The 16213-nt window shown below is 71.4% G+C and carries 15 protein-coding genes and 1 tRNA gene; 8 read left to right on the top strand and 8 right to left on the bottom strand.

The features are described from left to right. Positions 1-5: 5 nt before the first annotated feature. From PG878_RS08670 to PG878_RS08650, 5 genes are all read right to left on the bottom strand, one after another. Positions 6-935: a DUF1684 domain-containing protein gene (locus tag PG878_RS08670; RefSeq protein WP_209031192.1), complete on the bottom strand. Its 930-nt coding sequence runs from the start codon at positions 933-935 to the stop codon at positions 6-8. Then, complete coding sequence (mutL, locus tag PG878_RS08665) at positions 935-2815, bottom strand: DNA mismatch repair endonuclease MutL (RefSeq protein WP_209031191.1); 1881 nt, start codon at positions 2813-2815, stop codon at positions 935-937. The genes PG878_RS08670 and mutL overlap by 1 nt, the downstream gene beginning before the upstream one ends. Before the next feature lie 134 nt (positions 2816-2949). After that, positions 2950-4530 carry an N-acetylmuramoyl-L-alanine amidase gene (locus tag PG878_RS08660; protein WP_209031190.1) on the bottom strand — a complete coding sequence of 527 codons (1581 nt, stop codon included), beginning with the start codon at positions 4528-4530 and terminating at the stop codon, positions 2950-2952. Between the two features lie 80 nt (positions 4531-4610). Further along, positions 4611-5093, bottom strand: a complete 483-nt coding sequence (gene tsaE, locus PG878_RS08655; RefSeq protein WP_209031189.1) for a tRNA (adenosine(37)-N6)-threonylcarbamoyltransferase complex ATPase subunit type 1 TsaE — start codon at positions 5091-5093, stop codon at positions 4611-4613. After that, on the bottom strand, positions 5090-6577 hold the full coding sequence (locus PG878_RS08650; protein WP_209031188.1) for an NAD(P)H-hydrate dehydratase: 1488 nt from the start codon (positions 6575-6577) through the stop codon (positions 5090-5092). The genes tsaE and PG878_RS08650 overlap by 4 nt, the downstream gene beginning before the upstream one ends. 23 nt (positions 6578-6600) lie before the next feature. Here PG878_RS08650 and queG point away from each other — a divergent pair, with 23 nt between their 5' ends. The 3 genes from queG to PG878_RS08635 are packed head-to-tail and all read left to right on the top strand — an operon-like array spanning position 6601 to position 9510. Next, positions 6601-7728 (top strand): tRNA epoxyqueuosine(34) reductase QueG, encoded by a 1128-nt coding sequence (gene queG / locus PG878_RS08645; protein ID WP_209031187.1) that lies wholly within the window; start codon positions 6601-6603, stop codon positions 7726-7728. Positions 7729-7754: 26 nt separating this feature from the next. Further along, complete coding sequence (gene xseA, locus PG878_RS08640) at positions 7755-9095, top strand: exodeoxyribonuclease VII large subunit (RefSeq protein ID WP_209031186.1); 1341 nt, start codon at positions 7755-7757, stop codon at positions 9093-9095. A 28-nt stretch (positions 9096-9123) separates the two neighbouring features. Further along, a complete protein-coding gene (locus PG878_RS08635; protein WP_209031185.1) occupies positions 9124-9510 on the top strand; it encodes a hypothetical protein in 387 nt (128 codons plus the stop codon). Between the two features lie 217 nt (positions 9511-9727). On the opposite strand, the gene PG878_RS08630 is transcribed toward PG878_RS08635, so the two are convergent. From PG878_RS08630 to PG878_RS08620, 3 genes are all read right to left on the bottom strand, one after another. Beyond that, on the bottom strand, positions 9728-10273 hold the full coding sequence (locus tag PG878_RS08630; RefSeq protein ID WP_209031184.1) for a lipocalin family protein: 546 nt from the start codon (positions 10271-10273) through the stop codon (positions 9728-9730). A 96-nt stretch (positions 10274-10369) separates the two neighbouring features. Continuing rightward, a complete protein-coding gene (locus tag PG878_RS08625; RefSeq protein WP_244672604.1) occupies positions 10370-10648 on the bottom strand; it encodes a hypothetical protein in 279 nt (92 codons plus the stop codon). Positions 10649-10962: 314 nt separating this feature from the next. After that, a tRNA-Phe gene (locus PG878_RS08620) sits at positions 10963-11038 on the bottom strand. 325 nt (positions 11039-11363) lie between these two features. Here PG878_RS08620 and PG878_RS08615 point away from each other — a divergent pair. From PG878_RS08615 to PG878_RS08595, 5 genes are all read left to right on the top strand, one after another. Next, positions 11364-11840 (top strand): LEA/WHy family protein, encoded by a 477-nt coding sequence (locus PG878_RS08615; RefSeq protein WP_209031183.1) that lies wholly within the window; start codon positions 11364-11366, stop codon positions 11838-11840. A 280-nt stretch (positions 11841-12120) separates the two neighbouring features. Beyond that, the gene (locus PG878_RS08610; RefSeq protein WP_019799679.1) at positions 12121-12618 is read left to right on the top strand and encodes a MarR family winged helix-turn-helix transcriptional regulator; all 498 of its coding nucleotides are present in this window, start codon (positions 12121-12123) and stop codon (positions 12616-12618) included. Further along, the gene (locus tag PG878_RS08605) at positions 12615-14783 is read left to right on the top strand and encodes an FUSC family protein (protein WP_209031182.1); all 2169 of its coding nucleotides are present in this window, start codon (positions 12615-12617) and stop codon (positions 14781-14783) included. Before PG878_RS08610 ends, PG878_RS08605 begins: the two co-directional genes overlap by 4 nt. Continuing rightward, complete coding sequence (locus PG878_RS08600) at positions 14767-14973, top strand: DUF1656 domain-containing protein (RefSeq protein WP_209031181.1); 207 nt, start codon at positions 14767-14769, stop codon at positions 14971-14973. Before PG878_RS08605 ends, PG878_RS08600 begins: the two co-directional genes overlap by 17 nt. 8 nt (positions 14974-14981) lie before the next feature. Then, positions 14982-15980: an HlyD family secretion protein gene (locus PG878_RS08595; protein WP_209031180.1), complete on the top strand. Its 999-nt coding sequence runs from the start codon at positions 14982-14984 to the stop codon at positions 15978-15980. Positions 15981-16213: the final 233 nt, after the last annotated feature.

Below are 16213 nucleotides of genomic sequence, written 5' to 3'. Positions count from 1 at the left end.
TCGGGTCAATGGGCAGCGGCGTAGGCCTTCTCGCCGGCGTCCACCGCCAGGTCGAGGCGGTTCTCCGGCGGCGGCAACGGACAGGTGGCGAACGGGGTGAACGCGCACGGCGGATCGTAGGCGCGGTTGAAATCCAGCACCACGCTGCCGTCGGCCGCGGGTGGGTCCACGTCCAGGAAGCGCCCGGCGGGGTAGCTGCCGTGACCGCTGGTGCGGTCGGCGAACACCACGAACAGCGGCTGGCCGGGTTCGCCGATCGCCTGCAGGCGGTAGCGCTTGCCGCCGCGCTCGAACTCCAGCGCGCCGGGATTGGGCGATGGCGTGGTGACGCCGATGATGTCGACGATGGGCAGGGTCGTGCCCGGCGGATTGGGCACGAAACGCCCGTGCACGCGCCAGGACTCGGCCAGCGGCCAGTACGGCACGCCAGCAAAGTTGAGCCGGGTCGGCGCATCGGCGTGCTTGACCCGCAGCGCATAGCGGCCGCCACGTTCGATCAGGCTGAGCTTGCCCTTGCCGTCGTCGAAGTCGACCACCGTCGGCTGCGGATCGTGGTCGCTGTACACGCGGATCCGCCCCTGCACCGGCGCGCCGGCGACACTGAGCGCGGCGCCGCGCTCGGGGGTCAGATACACCTCGCGCTGCGCCTGCGACACCAGCGCCATCCGCGCCGGCCCCACCGCCAGGCGGATGCCGCTGTCCGCGCCGCTGCCGATGTAGTGCTCCTTCAATTCCAGCCAGTGCAGGCCGACCAGGCTGGTCCAGCCGTCCGGCGCCTGCAGTTCGTGCTGGCGCTGCGCGCGCCAGGCCTGCTCGTCGGCCACGAACCGCGCGTCCATCGCCTTCGGCGCGGCCGGTGCCGGCGCCTGCTTGCCGCAGCCACTCAAGGCGACGAGCGCCGCCAGCAGCGCCGTCGTCCACATCCGCTTGTCCATCATCGCCCCCGCAAGAACCAACGATCGATCTCGCCCAGGGTGAACCGCGCCCAGGTCGGACGCCCATGATTGCACTGTCCGGAGCGCTCGGTGGCCTCCATGTCGCGCAGCAGCGCGTTCATTTCCGGAATGGTGAGGCGACGGTTGGCGCGCACCGCGCCGTGGCAGGCCATGGTCGACAGCAACGCATCGCGCGCGCCGGCGACGCGGCCGCTGTGGCCGTGTTCGCGCAGGTCGGTCAGCACGTCGCGCAGCAAGGCCTCCGGCTCTGCCTGCGCGAGCAGTGCGGGAATGCTGCGCACGTGCAGCGATTGCGGTCCGCTGCGAGTGATCTCGAAACCGAGCGCGGCCAGCGTCTCCGCCTCGCGCTCGGCGGTGTCGGCATCGCGTTCGCCGACCGCCAGGGTGATCGGCACCAGCAGCGGCTGCGCATGCAGGCCGATGCCGTCGTGCGCGGTCTTCAAACGCTCGTAGCCGATGCGTTCGTGCGCCGCGTGCATGTCGACCACGATCAGACCGTCGGCGTTCTCGGCCAGGATGTAGATGCCGTGCAATTGCGCGATGGCGTAGCCGAGCGGCGGCACGCCGCTGTCGGCGGCTGTCGGCGGCAGGCCGCCGGCCGGATCCTGGGTCTGCCGCGGCAGGCCGGTGGCGCTTCCCGCCTCCGCGGCGGGCGCGTACAGCGCCGCATACGCGGCCGGCGCCTCTTCCACGCGCAAGCCCAGCGGCGATTGCGCCGGGCGCCACTGCGCGCCGTAACCATAGCCCTGCCCGCCGCCGCCTGCGCCACTCCCACTGCCCTGCATGCCCGCGGGCGCCCAGGCCGCAGCACCCGCGGCAGGCGCCGCGGCCGCCGCTTCGGCACCGAGCGCGCCAGGCAGGCTGCCGGCACGGGTCTGCGCCAGCGCGTCCTGCAACGTGCGATAGACGAAGTCGTGGATCAGCCGCGCGTCGCGGAAGCGCACCTCGTGCTTGGCCGGATGCACGTTGACGTCGACCCGCGCCGGTTCCAGTTCCAGGAACAGCACATAGGCCGGCTGGCGGCCATGGAACAGCACGTCGCCGTAGGCCATCTTCACCGCGTGGGCGACGCTGCGGTCGCGCACCGAGCGGCCGTTGACGTAGAGGTATTGCTGGTCGGCGCTGGCGCGCGAGTAATGCGGCTGCGCGATCCAGCCATGCAGGCGCAGGCCGGCACCGCTGTGGTCCACGCGCAGCGCCTGCCGTGCGAAGTCCTCGCCCAGGGTCTCGCCCAGGCGCGCATCCGAGTACAGGTCGCCCGGCTTGTAGCGCCGCGACGGCTTGCCGTTGTGCGAGACGCGCAGTTCCACGTCCGGGCGCGCCAGCGCCAGCGAGCGCAGCCACTCCTCGATGTGGCCAAGTTCGGTGCGTTCGGCGCGCAGGAACTTGCGCCGCGCCGGCACGTTGTAGAACAGCTCGCGGACCTCGACCAGGGTGCCCGGCGGCAGTGCGCGCGGCTGCACCTCGCCGACCTTGCCGCCTTCGACATGCAGGGCCGCGCCGTGTTCGTCGCCGGCGCGGCGCGAGGCCAGGGTGAAGCGGCTGACCGAGGCGATCGACGGCAGCGCCTCGCCGCGGAAGCCCAGCGTGCCCACCGATTCCAGGTCGTCCAGCGAGGCGATCTTGCTGGTCGCGTGCCGCGACACCGCCAGCGGCAGTTCCTCGGGGGCGATGCCGCCGCCGTCGTCGCGGATGCGGATCAGGCGCACGCCGCCCTCTTCCAGATCGATGTCGACGCGGTGCGCGCCGGCGTCCAGCGCGTTCTCCACCAGTTCCTTGACGACAGAGGCCGGCCGCTCCACCACTTCGCCGGCGGCGATCTGGTTGATCAGGATCTCGGGCAGCTGACGGATGCTCATGCGGTCTTCGCTCCACGCGCGCGCAGGCACACACCGGTCTTGGCGACGGGAGGGAAACGACAGCAGGCAAAGAACATCGGCACGGCTCGCGGCGCGGACGCCGTCATCGAGGATCAGCCGTTAATGATAGCGCCTCAGCGGCTACCGCCGGCCACGGTGCTGGCCGCTTCGGCCTCGGCCTGCGCGCGCGCGGCGAACAGCGTGCCTGGCGGCGGCTGCCGGGTGAAGAAGGTGCTGACGCCGTCGAGCACGGCGCCGGCGATGCGACGCTGGTAGGCGGGATCGGTCAGCCGGCGCTCTTCGTCCGGGTTGGAGATGAAGGCGGTCTCGACCAGCATCGCCGGCATGTCCGAGGTACGCAGCACCGCGAAGTTGGCGCGCTCGATCTCGGGCTTGTGGTTGTTGCCGATCCGCTTCAGCCCGCCCAGCACATGCCCGGCCGCGTCTTCGGAGGCCTTCATGTGGCCGCTCTGGGCCAGGTCCAGCAACACGTTGGCCAGGGTGCTGTCGGTCTTCTGCAGGCGCACGCCGCCGATCAGGTCGGCGGCGTTTTCCTTGTCCGCGAGCCAGCGCGCACGCTGCGAGGACGCGCCCTTTGTCGACAACACGTAGACCGAGGAGCCGGTGGCGCTGCGGTTCTCGGCCGCGTCGGCGTGGATCGAGATGAAGATGTCGGCCTTGGCCGCACGCGCCTTCTGCGCGCGCATCGGCAGGGGAATGAACACGTCCGTGGTGCGGGTCATGTACGCCTTCATGCCCGGCGTGGCGTTGATCTGACGCGCCAGTTCGCGACCGATCGCCAGGGTCACGTCTTTCTCGTGCTTGCCGCTCGGGCCGCTCGCGCCCGGGTCCTGGCCGCCGTGGCCGGGATCGATGGCCACGATCAGCGGGCGCATGCCCGGCGCCATCTTCACCCGCGCCGCCGCGCTGGGCATCACCGGGCGCGCTTCGGCGGCTGCGGCCACCGCCGCGTCGTCGTCCGCGTCGTCACGCTCTGGCGGCTCGCTCGCCGGCGGCGCGACCGTCGCAGGTGCTGGCGCCGGCACGACGCCGGGCACGGGACGGCCGGGCACCGCCGCAGCAACGCTCGGTGCGGAGGGCGCGACGGTCGGCGCGGGCGTCGTCGCCACTGGCGGCGGGACCGGGGTCGGCGCCGGCTGGTTGGCACGCTGCACCACCGACGAGGTCAGCGCCGCGGTCGCGCGTGCCGCTTCGGCGCGCGCATCCACCGCCGGCTTCGGCGTCGGGACGGGCGCAGGCTGCGGCACCGGGGTTGCGGCTGCCGGCAAGTCGCCCGCCACCGCCTTGCCCGCCGGCGCCTCGCCCGGCCACTCGATCACCAAGACCGAACTGCCGCCGATGGTCTGCATCTGCGGTTTGAACGCCACCACCTGGCTGCTCAGGTCGAAGACGATGCGCAAGGTGCCCGGGACCGGATGCCCGGTCCGCACCGCGCTCACCACACCGCCGCCGGCCGGCAGCTTCAGGCCCTTGGCAGCGGAGGAATCGGGAAGATCGACGACCAGGCGATTGGGGTTGGCCAGCGACAGCGTGCTGAAGCCACCGCTGCCCTGCAGACGGATCTCGGCGCGGGTGCCGGTGGCGCCGTTGTCGAGCGAGACCGACTGCACCTGTCCGGCAAACGCCGTCTGCACCGCCAGGCACCAGCCTGCGGCAGCGGCGAAACTGGCGAAAAAACGGATCCCCGGGCGCATAACGCGATTCAAACATCGCCGGGAGTCAAAGGCAAGCGGTTTTCCCTTAATAATCCATAACCTGCCTTCACTTTCTAGCGTCAGCCGGCAAAAAGTCCCTGCAAGTCGGCCTGTCCGCCCACCCGAGCCAGCCAGGCGGTGCCCGCCTCGGTGCGCGCCTGCAGGGCGACGCTGCGCCCGCCGCCGTGTACCGCCAGCCGCACGTCCAGGTCGGCCGGCGCCAGCACATCGCCGCCGCGTTCCGGCCATTCCACCAGCCACAGCGTGGCGCCGCCCTCGTCCAACCCCAGGAAATCCAGCTCGCCGGCCGCGCCGATGCGGTACAGATCCAGATGCCAGGCTTCGCCATCGGCCAGCGGATAGCGCTCCACCAAGGTATAGGTGGGACTGCGGATCGCGCCCTGCACGCCGAGCGCGCGCAGCAGCGCCCGCGCCAGGGTCGATTTGCCGGCGCCCAGATCACCGTGCAGATGCACCGAGGCCTGCGTCGGGCGGGTCGCGGCCAGCGCGCGACCGAGACGTTCGGTGGCCTCGCTGTCGGGTAGGAACAAGGTGAGGCTCATGGTTCGGATTCCGGATTGGACAGGCGGCGCAGCGCCGGCAACAGGTCGGTGGGCAGCAGCCCGCGCTGGCCCGCGGCAGCCGCGCGATCGCCGGCGCCGGCGTGCAGCAGCGCGCCGACGCTGGCCGCCTCGAATGCCGGCAGGCCTTGCGCGCGCAGCGCCGCGATCACCCCGGTCAACAGATCGCCCATGCCGCCGACCGCCATGCCCGGATTGCCGGCGGCGATCACCCGTGGCGTCTGCCCCGGCGCGGCGACCAGGCTGCCGGCGCCCTTCAGCACCACCGCGGCTTGATAGCGTTCGGCCAAGGCCGCAGCGGCCGCGAAGCGATCGCGCTGCACCTCGGCGGTGGCAAGGCCGAGCAGCCGCCCGGCCTCGCCCGGATGCGGGGTCAGTACCGCCTGCGGGACGGGCCGCGGCGCCTGCGCCAGCAGGTTCAATGCATCGGCATCCAGGACCAGCGCGCGGTCCGCGTCGGCCAGGACCGCCTGCCATAGCGCCTGCGCCCAATCGTCCTGGCCCAGTCCGGGTCCAAGCGCGACCACGCTGGCCTTGTGCAGCAACGGCACCAGTGCCGCCGCATCGTCGAGCGCATGCGCCATCGCCTCCGGACAGCGCGCCAGCAGCGGCGCCACGTGCGCGCCACGGGTGGCCACGCTGACCAGGCCGGCGCCGCTGCGCAGGGCCGACTCGGCGCTGAGCATCACCGCCCCACCGCTGCCGAGGTTGCCGCCCACGCACAGCACATGGCCGGAATCGCCCTTGTGGCTGTCCTGCCGGCGCGGCGCCAGACGGCTGCGCAAGGCGCCGACGGCCCAGGCCTGCGCGCGCGGCGCGCAACCGGCGAATGCGGCCGGCGGCACCTCCAGCGTCGCCAGCGCGCGCTCGCCGACATGGTTCAAGGCCGCACCGGTATGCAGGCCGGCATGGGCGACGATGAACTGCAGGGTGAGCGTCGCCGGCAGGACCGCGCCGGGCACGCTGCCGGACTCGGCGTCCACGCCGCTGGGCACATCGAGCGCCAGTACCGGCGCGCCAAGCCCGCCCAGCGCGCCGAGCAACGCCGCCAGTTCGGCATCCGGCGCGCGATTGAGGCCGATGCCGAGTAGCGCATCGACCACCACGTCGGCCGGCGCCAGTGCGGTGTCGAACTCCTCGATGCGACCGCCGACGCCGATGTAGCCGGTGCAGGCGCGCTGCGCCAGCGGCGACTGCGGGCCGCGGCCGGGCAACTGCAGCACGCGCACCTGGCGTCCGGCGCGATGCGCCAGCCGCGCCAGCACATAGCCATCGCCGCCATTGTTGCCGCTGCCGCAGGCCACGAGGATGCGCTGCGCCTGCGGCCAGCGCTGCAGCAGCGTCTGCCAGGCGGCCTGACCGGCGCGCTGCATCAGCGTGTAGCCGTCGCCGCCGAGCAGCGCCGTGGCCTGCGCGTCGATGCGGCGCGCGTCCGCGGTGGCGTAGAGATCGAAGCAGTCGTACATGCCCGGGATTCTATACTTGCGCGATGTCCGCCCGTCTCGACATCGCCGATCCCCACGCCGCGGCCGCACGCATCCGCGCGCTGGCGCACACGTTCGGCTTCCAGCGCTGCGGCATCGCCGGCATCGAACTGCAGCAGGACGAGGCGCATCTGCGCGACTGGCTGGAGCAGGGCCTGTACGGCACGATGCACTGGATGGCCCAGCACGGCGACAAGCGCTCGCGCCCGGCGGAGCTGATCCCGGGCACGCTGCGGGTGATCTCGGTGGGCCTGGACTACGGCCGCAACGACGACGATTCGGCCTGGGACACGCTGCACGACGGCGAGCGCGCCTACGTCGCGCGCTATGCGCTGGGCCGCGATTACCACAAGCTGATGCGCAACCGCCTGCAGAAGCTTGCAGACCGCATCCAGGACGAGATCGGCCCGTTCGGCCACCGCGTGTTCGTCGATTCGGCGCCGGTGCTGGAACGCGCACTGGCACGCGACGCCGGCCTGGGCTGGATCGGCAAGCACACCTGCCTAATCGACCGCAACGGCGGTTCCTGGTTCTTTCTCGGCGAGATCTACGTCGACCTGCCGCTGCCGATCGACCCGCCGGCCAGCGCGCACTGCGGCACCTGCACGCGCTGCATCGACGTCTGCCCGACCCAGGCGATCGTCGCGCCGTACCGGCTCGATGCGCGCCGCTGCATCGCCTACCTCACGATCGAGCACGACGGCGCGATTCCCGAGGAACTGCGCCCGGCGATCGGCAACCGCATCTTCGGCTGCGACGACTGCCAGCTGATCTGCCCCTGGAACAAGTTCGCCAAGCGCAGCGACGAGCCGGACTTCCGCGCGCGCAACGACCTGGACAAGGCCACGCTGGCGCAGTTGTTCGCCTGGGAGGAAGACGAGTTCCTGCGCCGTACCGAAGGCAGCGCGATCCGCCGCAGCGGCCACGAACGCTGGCTGCGCAATCTCGCCGTCGCGCTGGGCAACGCGCCGACCACGCCGCAGGTGCTGACCGCGCTCGGCGCGCGCGCGCAGCATCCCTCGCCGCTGGTACGCGAGCACGTGCAGTGGGCGCTGGCGCAGCATGCGCAGGCGCCGACCCGTGTGGCGGCAGCGCCGGCAGCGCCGATGCCGAAAGCGAACGTGCGAGGATAGGCGCCCGTACGCCCTGCACTGCCCGCATGCCCGATCGCGCCGACCAGATCCTCAGCCCCAGCCAGCTCAACACACTGGCCCGCGACCTGCTGGAGAGCGCCTTCCCGCTGGCCTGGGTGGAGGGCGAACTGGGCAATGTCACCCGGCCCTCGTCCGGCCACCTGTATTTCACTTTGAAGGATGCGCGCGCGCAGGTGCGCTGCGCGATGTTCAAGCCCAAGAGCCAGTGGCTGCGGTTCGTGCCGCGCGAAGGTCTGCGCGTGCTCGCGCGCGGGCGCCTGACCCTGTACGAAGCGCGCGGCGACTACCAACTGGTGCTGGACCATCTGGAGGAAGCCGGCGAAGGCGCGCTGCGCCGCGCGTTCGAGGAGTTGAAGGCGCGGCTCGCCGCCGAGGGCCTGTTCGCCAGCGAGCGCAAGCGCGCCCTGCCCGGCTTCGTGCGACGCCTGGCGGTCATCACCTCGCCGAGCGGCGCCGCCGTGCGCGACGTGTTGAGCGTGCTCGGCCGACGCATGCCGCTGCTGCAGGTGGACATCCTGCCGAGCCTGGTCCAGGGCGACAGCGCCGCGGCGCAGATCGCCACGCTGCTGCGCCAGGCCGACGCCAGCGGCCGCTACGACGCGATCCTGCTGACCCGCGGCGGCGGCTCGCTGGAGGACCTGTGGGCGTTCAACGACGAACACCTGGCACGCACGATCGCTGCCGCGGTCACCCCGGTGGTGTCGGCGGTCGGCCACGAGACCGACGTGACCCTGGCCGATTTCGCCGCCGACCTGCGTGCGCCCACCCCGTCGGTCGCCGCCGAATTGCTGGTGCCCGACCAGCGCGATCTCGGCGCGCGCCTGCGTACCCAGCACGCCGCGCTGCTGCGCTGGCAGCAGCACCGGCTGCGGCAAGCGCAGCAGCGCGCCGACCGCGCCTTGCTGCGCCTGCAGGCGCAAAGTCCACAAATGCGCCTGCAACTGCTGCAGCGCCGCCAGCACGAGATCGGACGGCGGCTGGCGGCAGTGTGGCGGCAGCAGCAGGAGCGCCGCCATGCGCAGTTGCGCCATGCCGCCGCGGTACTGCGCGCCGCACAGCCGCAACGGCGGCTGGCGATGCTGCGGGTGCGGCTGCTGGCGCTGGGCCGGCGTCCGCAGGCGGCGATGACGCGGCAACTGCAGGCCGATGCGCAGCGCCTGCGCGCGCTGGCGCGCGCCCTGGAGACGGTCAGCCCGTTGGCCACCGTCGCGCGCGGCTACAGCATCCTGACCCGCGTCGACGACGGCAGCGTGGTGCGCTCGGCCGCGCAGGTGGCGCCCGGCGATCGGCTGCGCGCGCGCCTGGCAGACGGCGAACTGCAACTGCGTGCCGAGCGGGCAGAGTGATGCCGCTGCCCGCCTCGTCCCCGCGCGCATGACCGACAGCCTCCACGAAGACCGGATCAAGGCGATCCTGCACGGCATGCGCCGCGCCGAACGGCGTCGAGCCGAGCGACGCGCCGACAGCAGCGACCTGTTGTCGCTGATCGACGGCGCCGCCTATGGCGCCCCCGAGGATGCGCAGCGGGCGCTCGCCTGGCTGGCGCACGACGGCACCCTGGCGCACCTGCAGCAGACGGACCTGCACAATGTCGGCGACACCATCTGCGTGGCCTGGAACGGCTGCGGCAGCGATCTGGCGAAGCTGTCGCAGTGGTTGCGGGAGCTGCGCCTGACAGACGGCCGCGGTGCCCTGCAGGCGCTGCGCGACGGCGACAGCGCGACGCTGCTGGCCACCGCATTGGCGGCGTTTCCCGCCTGAGGCCGATCGGCCCAGGCACCCGTCGCCCCTGCCTCAGAACGTACTGCCTCAGTTGCGCGATACGCCGCCGGTCAGCGCCGACGTGCGCCTGGTGGACACTGGCGCGCGCTGCACGAGCGGCGGCTTGGCTTACCCGACCACTGGCGTCGATCGGCGCGCGTATACGGCGCCATGCGGCAACCCGACGCGCGCGCCAACGCGTACGCCGCAGTGTCGCTCACTCCAACGGCGCGACCACCAGCAGCGGGTCGAGGTCGTAGCCCATCGCCACCGCCTTGGCCTTGATCTCCTCGAACACGCTGCGCTGCATGCGCGGCGAGCGCGACAGCACCCACAGGTACTTGCGGCCCGGTTCGCCGATCAGCGCCCACTGATAATCCGGATCGAGCGCGATCACCCAGTAGTCGGCCCACACCATCGGCAGCCAGGACAGCCAATCCGGCGCGAAGCGCACCTGCAGCCGCCCAGGATGACCCTCCACCCGCCGTGCCACGCCCTCGGCCGCCACGGTGGCGCCGTCGGCGGTACGGCAGGCGTTGCGCACGCCGATCTGGCCGTCGTCGCGCAGCACATAGGCCGCGGTGACGTCGCCGACGCATTTCTTCTGGAAGGAGACCGGCAGGTGCGCGATCTCGTGCCACTGCCCGGCATAGCGGCCGAGATCGAGCGCGGCGACCGAACTGACCGGCTGCGCGGCACGCAGCGGCGGTGCGAGGCACAACAGGCACGCCAGCAACAGCAGCGCGATCGGCGACAGACGCATGCGCAGGTTCCGATGGACGGGAAACAGCAGCTTATGCAGGAGCTGCGCAGCGATGTAAAGCGTGGCGCGGGACGCCGGCAGCGATGGCGTGGATGGTCAGTGGCTCAGATCGGCCATGGCGCGCTGGTCCGGCTGGCCGGCGCATTGCACAGGCTCGCGCAGCACCACGCGCTCGACCACGCCGTCGTGCCGCTGCAGATAGGTGTTGACCATGACGCACTCGGAGCCGACCTGCTCGATGTAAGGCGCATCGGCGCCGGGACCGCCTTGCTCGCCGGCATGCTCCCCCTGCTCGGCGGGGGCCGCCATGGCCGCGCCAGCCATGACCCACAGCAGCGCCACGCCGCTCCATCTCCGTCCGAATCCACTGGTCATTGGCAGGTTCCCCCGATCGCCCGTGCCTATGATTACGACAGGCAGCGTCATTGATTGAGCGGAATATCCCGAAAAAACGTGAACTGGGCACGTTTGTCTACAAGCGTGGACACGCTTTCTTCACGCGACCTCAGGCCTCAAGGCCTTCAAGGCAGCCTCACCGCATGCGGAAATCTGCATAGCGCGGAAGTCGGCACCTTCCCCAGGCGCAGCGCTGCGGGCACCATCCGCCGACCCGCCACGCGGCATGGCTCAAAACCGGCGCAAGCCTGAAAAAAGAAAGGCCCTACATCGCTGTAGAGCCTTGATATGAATGGTGGCCGAGGACGGAATCGAACCGCCGACACGGGGATTTTCAATCCCCTGCTCTACCAACTGAGCTACTCGGCCGCTGCGCAACGCGGCAGGACCGGTGCGAGGACGCGCATCATAGCGAGGCGATCGGGATTGGGCAAGCGCAATGTTGCAGAATTTTCCTACCCGTCGTCGCGGCTCGCACCGACGGCGCCCGAATCCTGCACCGGCGATGCTGAGCGCGTCCTCGGCATCCGGCTGGCGCACGGCAGGGACGCACGGTGATGGCCGCCGGCCGGATCGCCGAGGACCGCTCAGGGACAGGCGCCCTGCGGGCACTCCGGCCTGCGATCGCTGCGCCACCATCGATACCGGGGTGTGGTGTAGTCTTCGCCGGTCTTCTCATCCATGGATTGCGCTCATGCGTCACCCGCTCCGCCTCGGCTTGCTTGTGTTGTGCACCGCATTGCTCGGCGCCTGCAGCGACGGCATGGTGCGGCGCGTGTCCGATCCGGCCGCCAGCGTGCAGCAACTGACGGTCAACGTGGACGGCAGTTGGAAGGTGGAGCTGCGCCTGCAGAACTACAGCAGCATCCCGATGCGCTACGACAGCCTGCGCCTGGACCTGGGTGTGGGCGGCGAAGCGGCCGGCAGCCTGCAGGCGGCCCCCGGCATCTCGATCGGCCCGGAGACGGCGGACGTGGTGAGCGTCGCGCTTCGCCCCAGCTCCAGCGCGCGCATGGCCGTGGCCGATGCCCTGGCCGGCCGCCGCAGCCTGGAGTACACCCTCAAGGGCAGCATCGCCGCCACGCCCGAGGACAAGAAGCAGCGCAGCTTCGACATCGACGCCCGCAACATGCTCTCGCCGGCGCCCGGCCTGGACGGCGTGCTGCGTTGACCGCGCGGTGGCGCTGAGGCGCCACCCGACCCGCTCTTTTCGAACGCCCCGCCGCCGGCTTCCGGGGCGTCGCACGCCTGCGCGTCGACCTGCGCTTCACCGCATCCAGGCGCGTTCTCGACCTGTCCCTTGCCACGCTGGCGCACGACCGGGTCGTCGGCGCCCGCCCACGCGTGCGCGTTTCGCATCCCTGTCTTGTAACGACCCCGTTCAGCCAGGATTACCGCAAAATTAATACATAAATGTATTATCTACATATGTATAAGATTCCGAGCCGGCCATGAGTCGCTTTGCCGCCACCGAGCAGCGCCTGGACGTGACCGCGCGCAAGCATCCGCCCTTCCCGCGCGAAGCCGCGCTGCTGCTGCGGCTGATCAAGCTGCTGCACAAGCTGAGCCTGGACCAGAGCAACGAGGTGCTGCGGCCCTATGGGCTGAGCTATGCCGAATACAACGTGTTGATGATGATCGACGCCAGCCCGGACGGGACCTTGAACCCGTCCCAGCTCGGCGACGCGGCCGGCGAGAAGTCCGCCAACATCACCCGCCTCACCACGCAACTGGTCGACAAGGGCCTGATCCAGCGCACGCCCAGCGCCGAGGACCGGCGCATGCTGCTGCTGCGCCTGACCGACGCCGGCGAGCGCCTGATCGACGCGTTGATCCCGGCCCTGTGCGCCCAGCTCGACGCCTACGTGCGACACCTGGATCCGGCGGCGATGGCGCAGTTGCAGACGCTGCTGAAGGCCTTGCTGCGCGGCGTCGAGGACGCGGCATGAGCACGCCGCAGCCCACTGCCGCCGCTGCCGACGCCACCCCCGGCCTGCGCACCCTGCTGGCCGACGCCCTGCGCGGCGAAGGCGAGGCCTGGCTGTTCGTGCTGCGCACCCTGCTGTCGATCTATCTGGCCGGCTGGATCGCGCTGCGCCTGGACCTGGCGTCGCCGATGACCGCGATGATCACGGTGGTGGTGGTGATGCACCGGCAGACCGGCATGGTCTTCGCCAAGGGCTTCTACCGGATCCTGGGCACGCTGATCGGCAGCGTCGCCGCGCTGACGATGGTGGCGCTGTTCCCGCAGGAGCCGGTGCTGTTCGTGCTGGTGCTGTCGCTGTGGATCGGCGCCTGCACCGGCGGCGCGCTGCTGTACCGCAACTTCAAGGCCTACGCCTTCGTGCTGTCCGGCTACACGGTGGCGCTGATCGCGCTGCCGGCGGTGAACCAGCCGCAGAACGTGTTCAACCTGGTGGTGGCGCGGGTGACCGAGGTGGTGCTGGGCCTGCTGGTGACCGGCATCGTCAGCGACGTGGTGTTCCCCAGCCGTCTGCGCCAGACCCTACGCGACACCGTGCGCCGCGCGTCCGACGGCTTTCTGGACTTCGTCCGCGACGCCACCGGCGGCCAGCTGCCGCGCGAGGCGATGGAGCAGGCGCACCTGCGCTTCGTGCGCGACGCGGTGACCATCGAGGACCTGCGCAGTTCGGTGGTGTTCGAAGATCCGGAGGCGCGGGTGCGCAGCGGCCGCCTGCGCCTGCTCAACCAGCGCTTCATGGCGGTGTCGACCAGCTTCCAGGCGTTGCACCACTACATCAACCGGCTGCTGCGCAGCGGCGATGGCAACGTGGCCGAGGCGCTGATCGGCCTGTACCGGCCGCTCAAGGCCGCGCTCAGCGACCGCGGCGGACGCGAGGGCGCCGCCGCGACCGCGCGCAAGCTGGCCACGTGCCGCGATGCGCTGGCGACGCGGGCGTCCGCGGCGCGTGCGCCGATGCCCACTGCCCAGCACGAAGGTTTCGACACCGGCGTGTCGTTGCTGCAGCGGTTCTTCGCCGACCTGCACGACTACGTGGCGACCGAGGCGACCCTGGTCGCGCCGCAGCAGTGGCGCACGCCGCAGGACCGTGGCGACACCGCGGTGTTCGTGCGCGGCAACGACTACGCCGCAGCGGCGCTGACCGCGCTGCGCAGCGCGCTGCTGGTGGCGACGATGTGCTGGCTGTGGATCCAGGCCGGCTGGATCAGCGGCGCCACGGCGGTGTTCCAAGCGGTGGCGCTGAGCGCGATCCTGTCGTCCAGCGCCAATGCACCGGCCGCTGCGCGCTCGCTGTTCAATGGGTTCGTGTTCGGCATCGCACTGGGCGTGGTCTGCCAGTTGCTGGTGCTGCCGCAGATGGACGGCTACGTGTTGTTCGTCGCGGGCACCCTGCCGTTCCTGCTGGTGACCCTGTACCTGGCCTCGAAACCGGCGCTGTACGGCTTCGCCACCGGCGCCAACCTGGCCTTCGTCTCGATCCTGGCGGTCCAGCCCACGCCCAGCTTCAACGCCGCGGCCACGTTCAACAGCGTGGTGCCGCTGCTGCTGGGAACCCTGGCGGTGAGCGCGACGTTCGTGTTCGTGCCGCCGGTGATCGGCACCCGCTGGCAGCGCCGGCGCCTGCTGGAGCGACTGCGGCGGCAGACCACGCTGGCCGCGCGTGCGCCGCTGCCGGGGCTGGCGCTGCGCCTGGAGAGCGTCAACCGCGACCTGTTCCAGCAGATCGTGGCGCACACCCCGCCGGGCAGCGACGAACTGCGCGAGCTGCTCGGCTGGGCGCTGTCGGTGCACGAAACCGGGCGCACCCTGGTCGAGCTGCGCCGCGACGCCGCCGAAGGCACGCTGTCGCCGGCACTGGCCACCGCGGTGGACGGCGCCGTGCAGGCGCTGGCCGACCTGTATCTCGCCCCCGGCCCGCAGCGGCACCGCCAGGCCCTGCAGCGGGTGGAGGCCGCGCTGGCCGCCAGCCAGGTGGAGGGCGCGGTGCCACTGCGCTGGAAGCCCACCCGCGAGCACCTGTTGTTGCTGCGCGGCGCACTGCTCGACGCCGATTCCGTTCTCGCCGCGCTGGCTGACACGCCTGCGCCGACCACCACCACGCCAGGAGCCGACGATGCTGCTGCCCGCTGAACTCTCGATCGCCGGCGTGTACGTGCCCGGCCTGCTGGTGCTGGGCCTGGTCCTGCTGCTGGTGGCCTGGGCGCTGGACGCGGTCGCCGGCCGCGCCGGCCTGTACCGCTACGCCTGGCACCCCTCCCTGTTCCGTCTGGCCATCTACGTGGGCGCGTTCGCCGCGCTCGGCCTGCTCCTTCTTCCGTGAGTCCCGCCATGAAGACCCCTGCCCTGATCCGTTTCGCCCTGACCGCCATCGTGGTGCTGGTCGCCGCCCTGCTGGCGCATGCGCTGTGGCGCCACTACATGCTCTCGCCCTGGACCCGCGACGGCCGCGTGCGCGCGGAAGTGGTGCGGATCGCGCCGGACGTGTCCGGCCTGGTCGATGCGGTGGCGGTGCGCGACAACCAGCACGTCACGAGCGGCGACCTGCTGTTCAGCGTGGACCGCAAGCGCTACGAACTGGCGTTGGAAAAGGCCCGCGCCAACCTCGCGGTCGCGCAGGCGCAGGCGCGTGCGGCGGGCGCCAGCCTGTCGGCGGCGGCAGCCACCCAGGCGGCCAGCGAAGCCGAGTTCCAGATGCGTCGCGCCCAGGCCGAACGGCGCGCGCGCGCCGCTGCGGTGATCTCCGCCGAGGCGCGCTCGGATGCCGAAGCCACCGCGCGTTCGGCGCAGGCCGATGTGCACCGCAGCGCCGCGCTGCGCGGGCAGGCCACCGCGGCGCAGGCGCAGGCGGTGGCCACCGTGGAGCAGGCGCAGGCCGCGCTCGACCTGGCCGAGCTGGACCTGCAGCGCACCCAGGTCCGCGCGACCGCCGACGGCTACATCACCAACCTGGAAGTACGCGTGGGCGACTACGCCCAGGCCGGCGGTGCGCGCCTGGCGCTGGTGCGCGACGACGCGATGTGGGTGTACGGCTATTTCGAAGAAACCAAGCTGCCGCGCGTGCACGTGGGCGATCGTGCCGACATCCGCCTGATGAGCGGCGGGCTGATGCTGCACGGCCAGGTCGAGGGCATCGCCCGCGGCATTTCCGACAGCGACAATCCGACCGGCACCTCGCTGCTGGCCGACGTCAGCCCCACCTTCAACTGGATCCGCCTGGCGCAGCGCGTGCCGGTGCGCATCCGCATCGATCCGGCCAGCGTGCCTCAGGGGACCCTGCTCGCTGCGGGCATGACCGCCACGGTCAGCGTGCATCCGCGGCAAAACTGATGCCGCGCCAATGGAAGCCTCTGGTGATCAGGGAACTCGCGCGTAGGGAGCGGCTTTCAGGGCCGCTCCAGCAATGACGAAACGCCATGTGCAGGAGCGGGTTCAGCCGCGACGCGCGTTGCTGGCCGACCGCGTCGCGGCTGAAGCCGCTCCTACAAGTTGCAACCACAGATCTCGCCGAGCCGCGGCAACGGCGCGTTGCCAGGGGCGTTCATGGCGGCAGCGGACGCCTG

It is taken from the genome of Xanthomonas hawaiiensis (assembly GCF_031834635.1).
GTDB lineage: Bacteria > Pseudomonadota > Gammaproteobacteria > Xanthomonadales > Xanthomonadaceae > Xanthomonas_A > Xanthomonas_A sacchari.
The sequence above is the reverse complement of the archived record's forward strand: the minus strand, read 5'-3'. Positions and strand labels throughout refer to the sequence as shown.

Excerpts from the sequence above, each read along its gene's own strand:
- PG878_RS08615 (WP_209031183.1), top strand. The coding sequence starts at position 11,364 with ATGCGTCACCCGCTCCGCCTCGGCTTGCTTGTGTTGTGCACCGCATTG.
- PG878_RS08595 (WP_209031180.1), top strand. The coding sequence starts at position 14,982 with ATGAAGACCCCTGCCCTGATCCGTTTCGCCCTGACCGCCATCGTGGTG.
- mutL (WP_209031191.1), bottom strand. The coding sequence starts at position 2,815 with ATGAGCATCCGTCAGCTGCCCGAGATCCTGATCAACCAGATCGCCGCC.
- PG878_RS08650 (WP_209031188.1), bottom strand. The coding sequence starts at position 6,577 with ATGTACGACTGCTTCGATCTCTACGCCACCGCGGACGCGCGCCGCATC.
- PG878_RS08670 (WP_209031192.1), bottom strand. The coding sequence starts at position 935 with ATGGACAAGCGGATGTGGACGACGGCGCTGCTGGCGGCGCTCGTCGCC.
- tsaE (WP_209031189.1), bottom strand. The coding sequence starts at position 5,093 with ATGAGCCTCACCTTGTTCCTACCCGACAGCGAGGCCACCGAACGTCTC.
- PG878_RS08635 (WP_209031185.1), top strand. The coding sequence starts at position 9,124 with ATGACCGACAGCCTCCACGAAGACCGGATCAAGGCGATCCTGCACGGC.
- PG878_RS08600 (WP_209031181.1), top strand. The coding sequence starts at position 14,767 with ATGCTGCTGCCCGCTGAACTCTCGATCGCCGGCGTGTACGTGCCCGGC.
- PG878_RS08605 (WP_209031182.1), top strand. The coding sequence starts at position 12,615 with ATGAGCACGCCGCAGCCCACTGCCGCCGCTGCCGACGCCACCCCCGGC.
- PG878_RS08625 (WP_244672604.1), bottom strand. The coding sequence starts at position 10,648 with ATGACCAGTGGATTCGGACGGAGATGGAGCGGCGTGGCGCTGCTGTGG.
- PG878_RS08610 (WP_019799679.1), top strand. The coding sequence starts at position 12,121 with ATGAGTCGCTTTGCCGCCACCGAGCAGCGCCTGGACGTGACCGCGCGC.
- queG (WP_209031187.1), top strand. The coding sequence starts at position 6,601 with ATGTCCGCCCGTCTCGACATCGCCGATCCCCACGCCGCGGCCGCACGC.
- xseA (WP_209031186.1), top strand. The coding sequence starts at position 7,755 with ATGCCCGATCGCGCCGACCAGATCCTCAGCCCCAGCCAGCTCAACACA.
- PG878_RS08630 (WP_209031184.1), bottom strand. The coding sequence starts at position 10,273 with ATGCGTCTGTCGCCGATCGCGCTGCTGTTGCTGGCGTGCCTGTTGTGC.
- PG878_RS08660 (WP_209031190.1), bottom strand. The coding sequence starts at position 4,530 with ATGCGCCCGGGGATCCGTTTTTTCGCCAGTTTCGCCGCTGCCGCAGGC.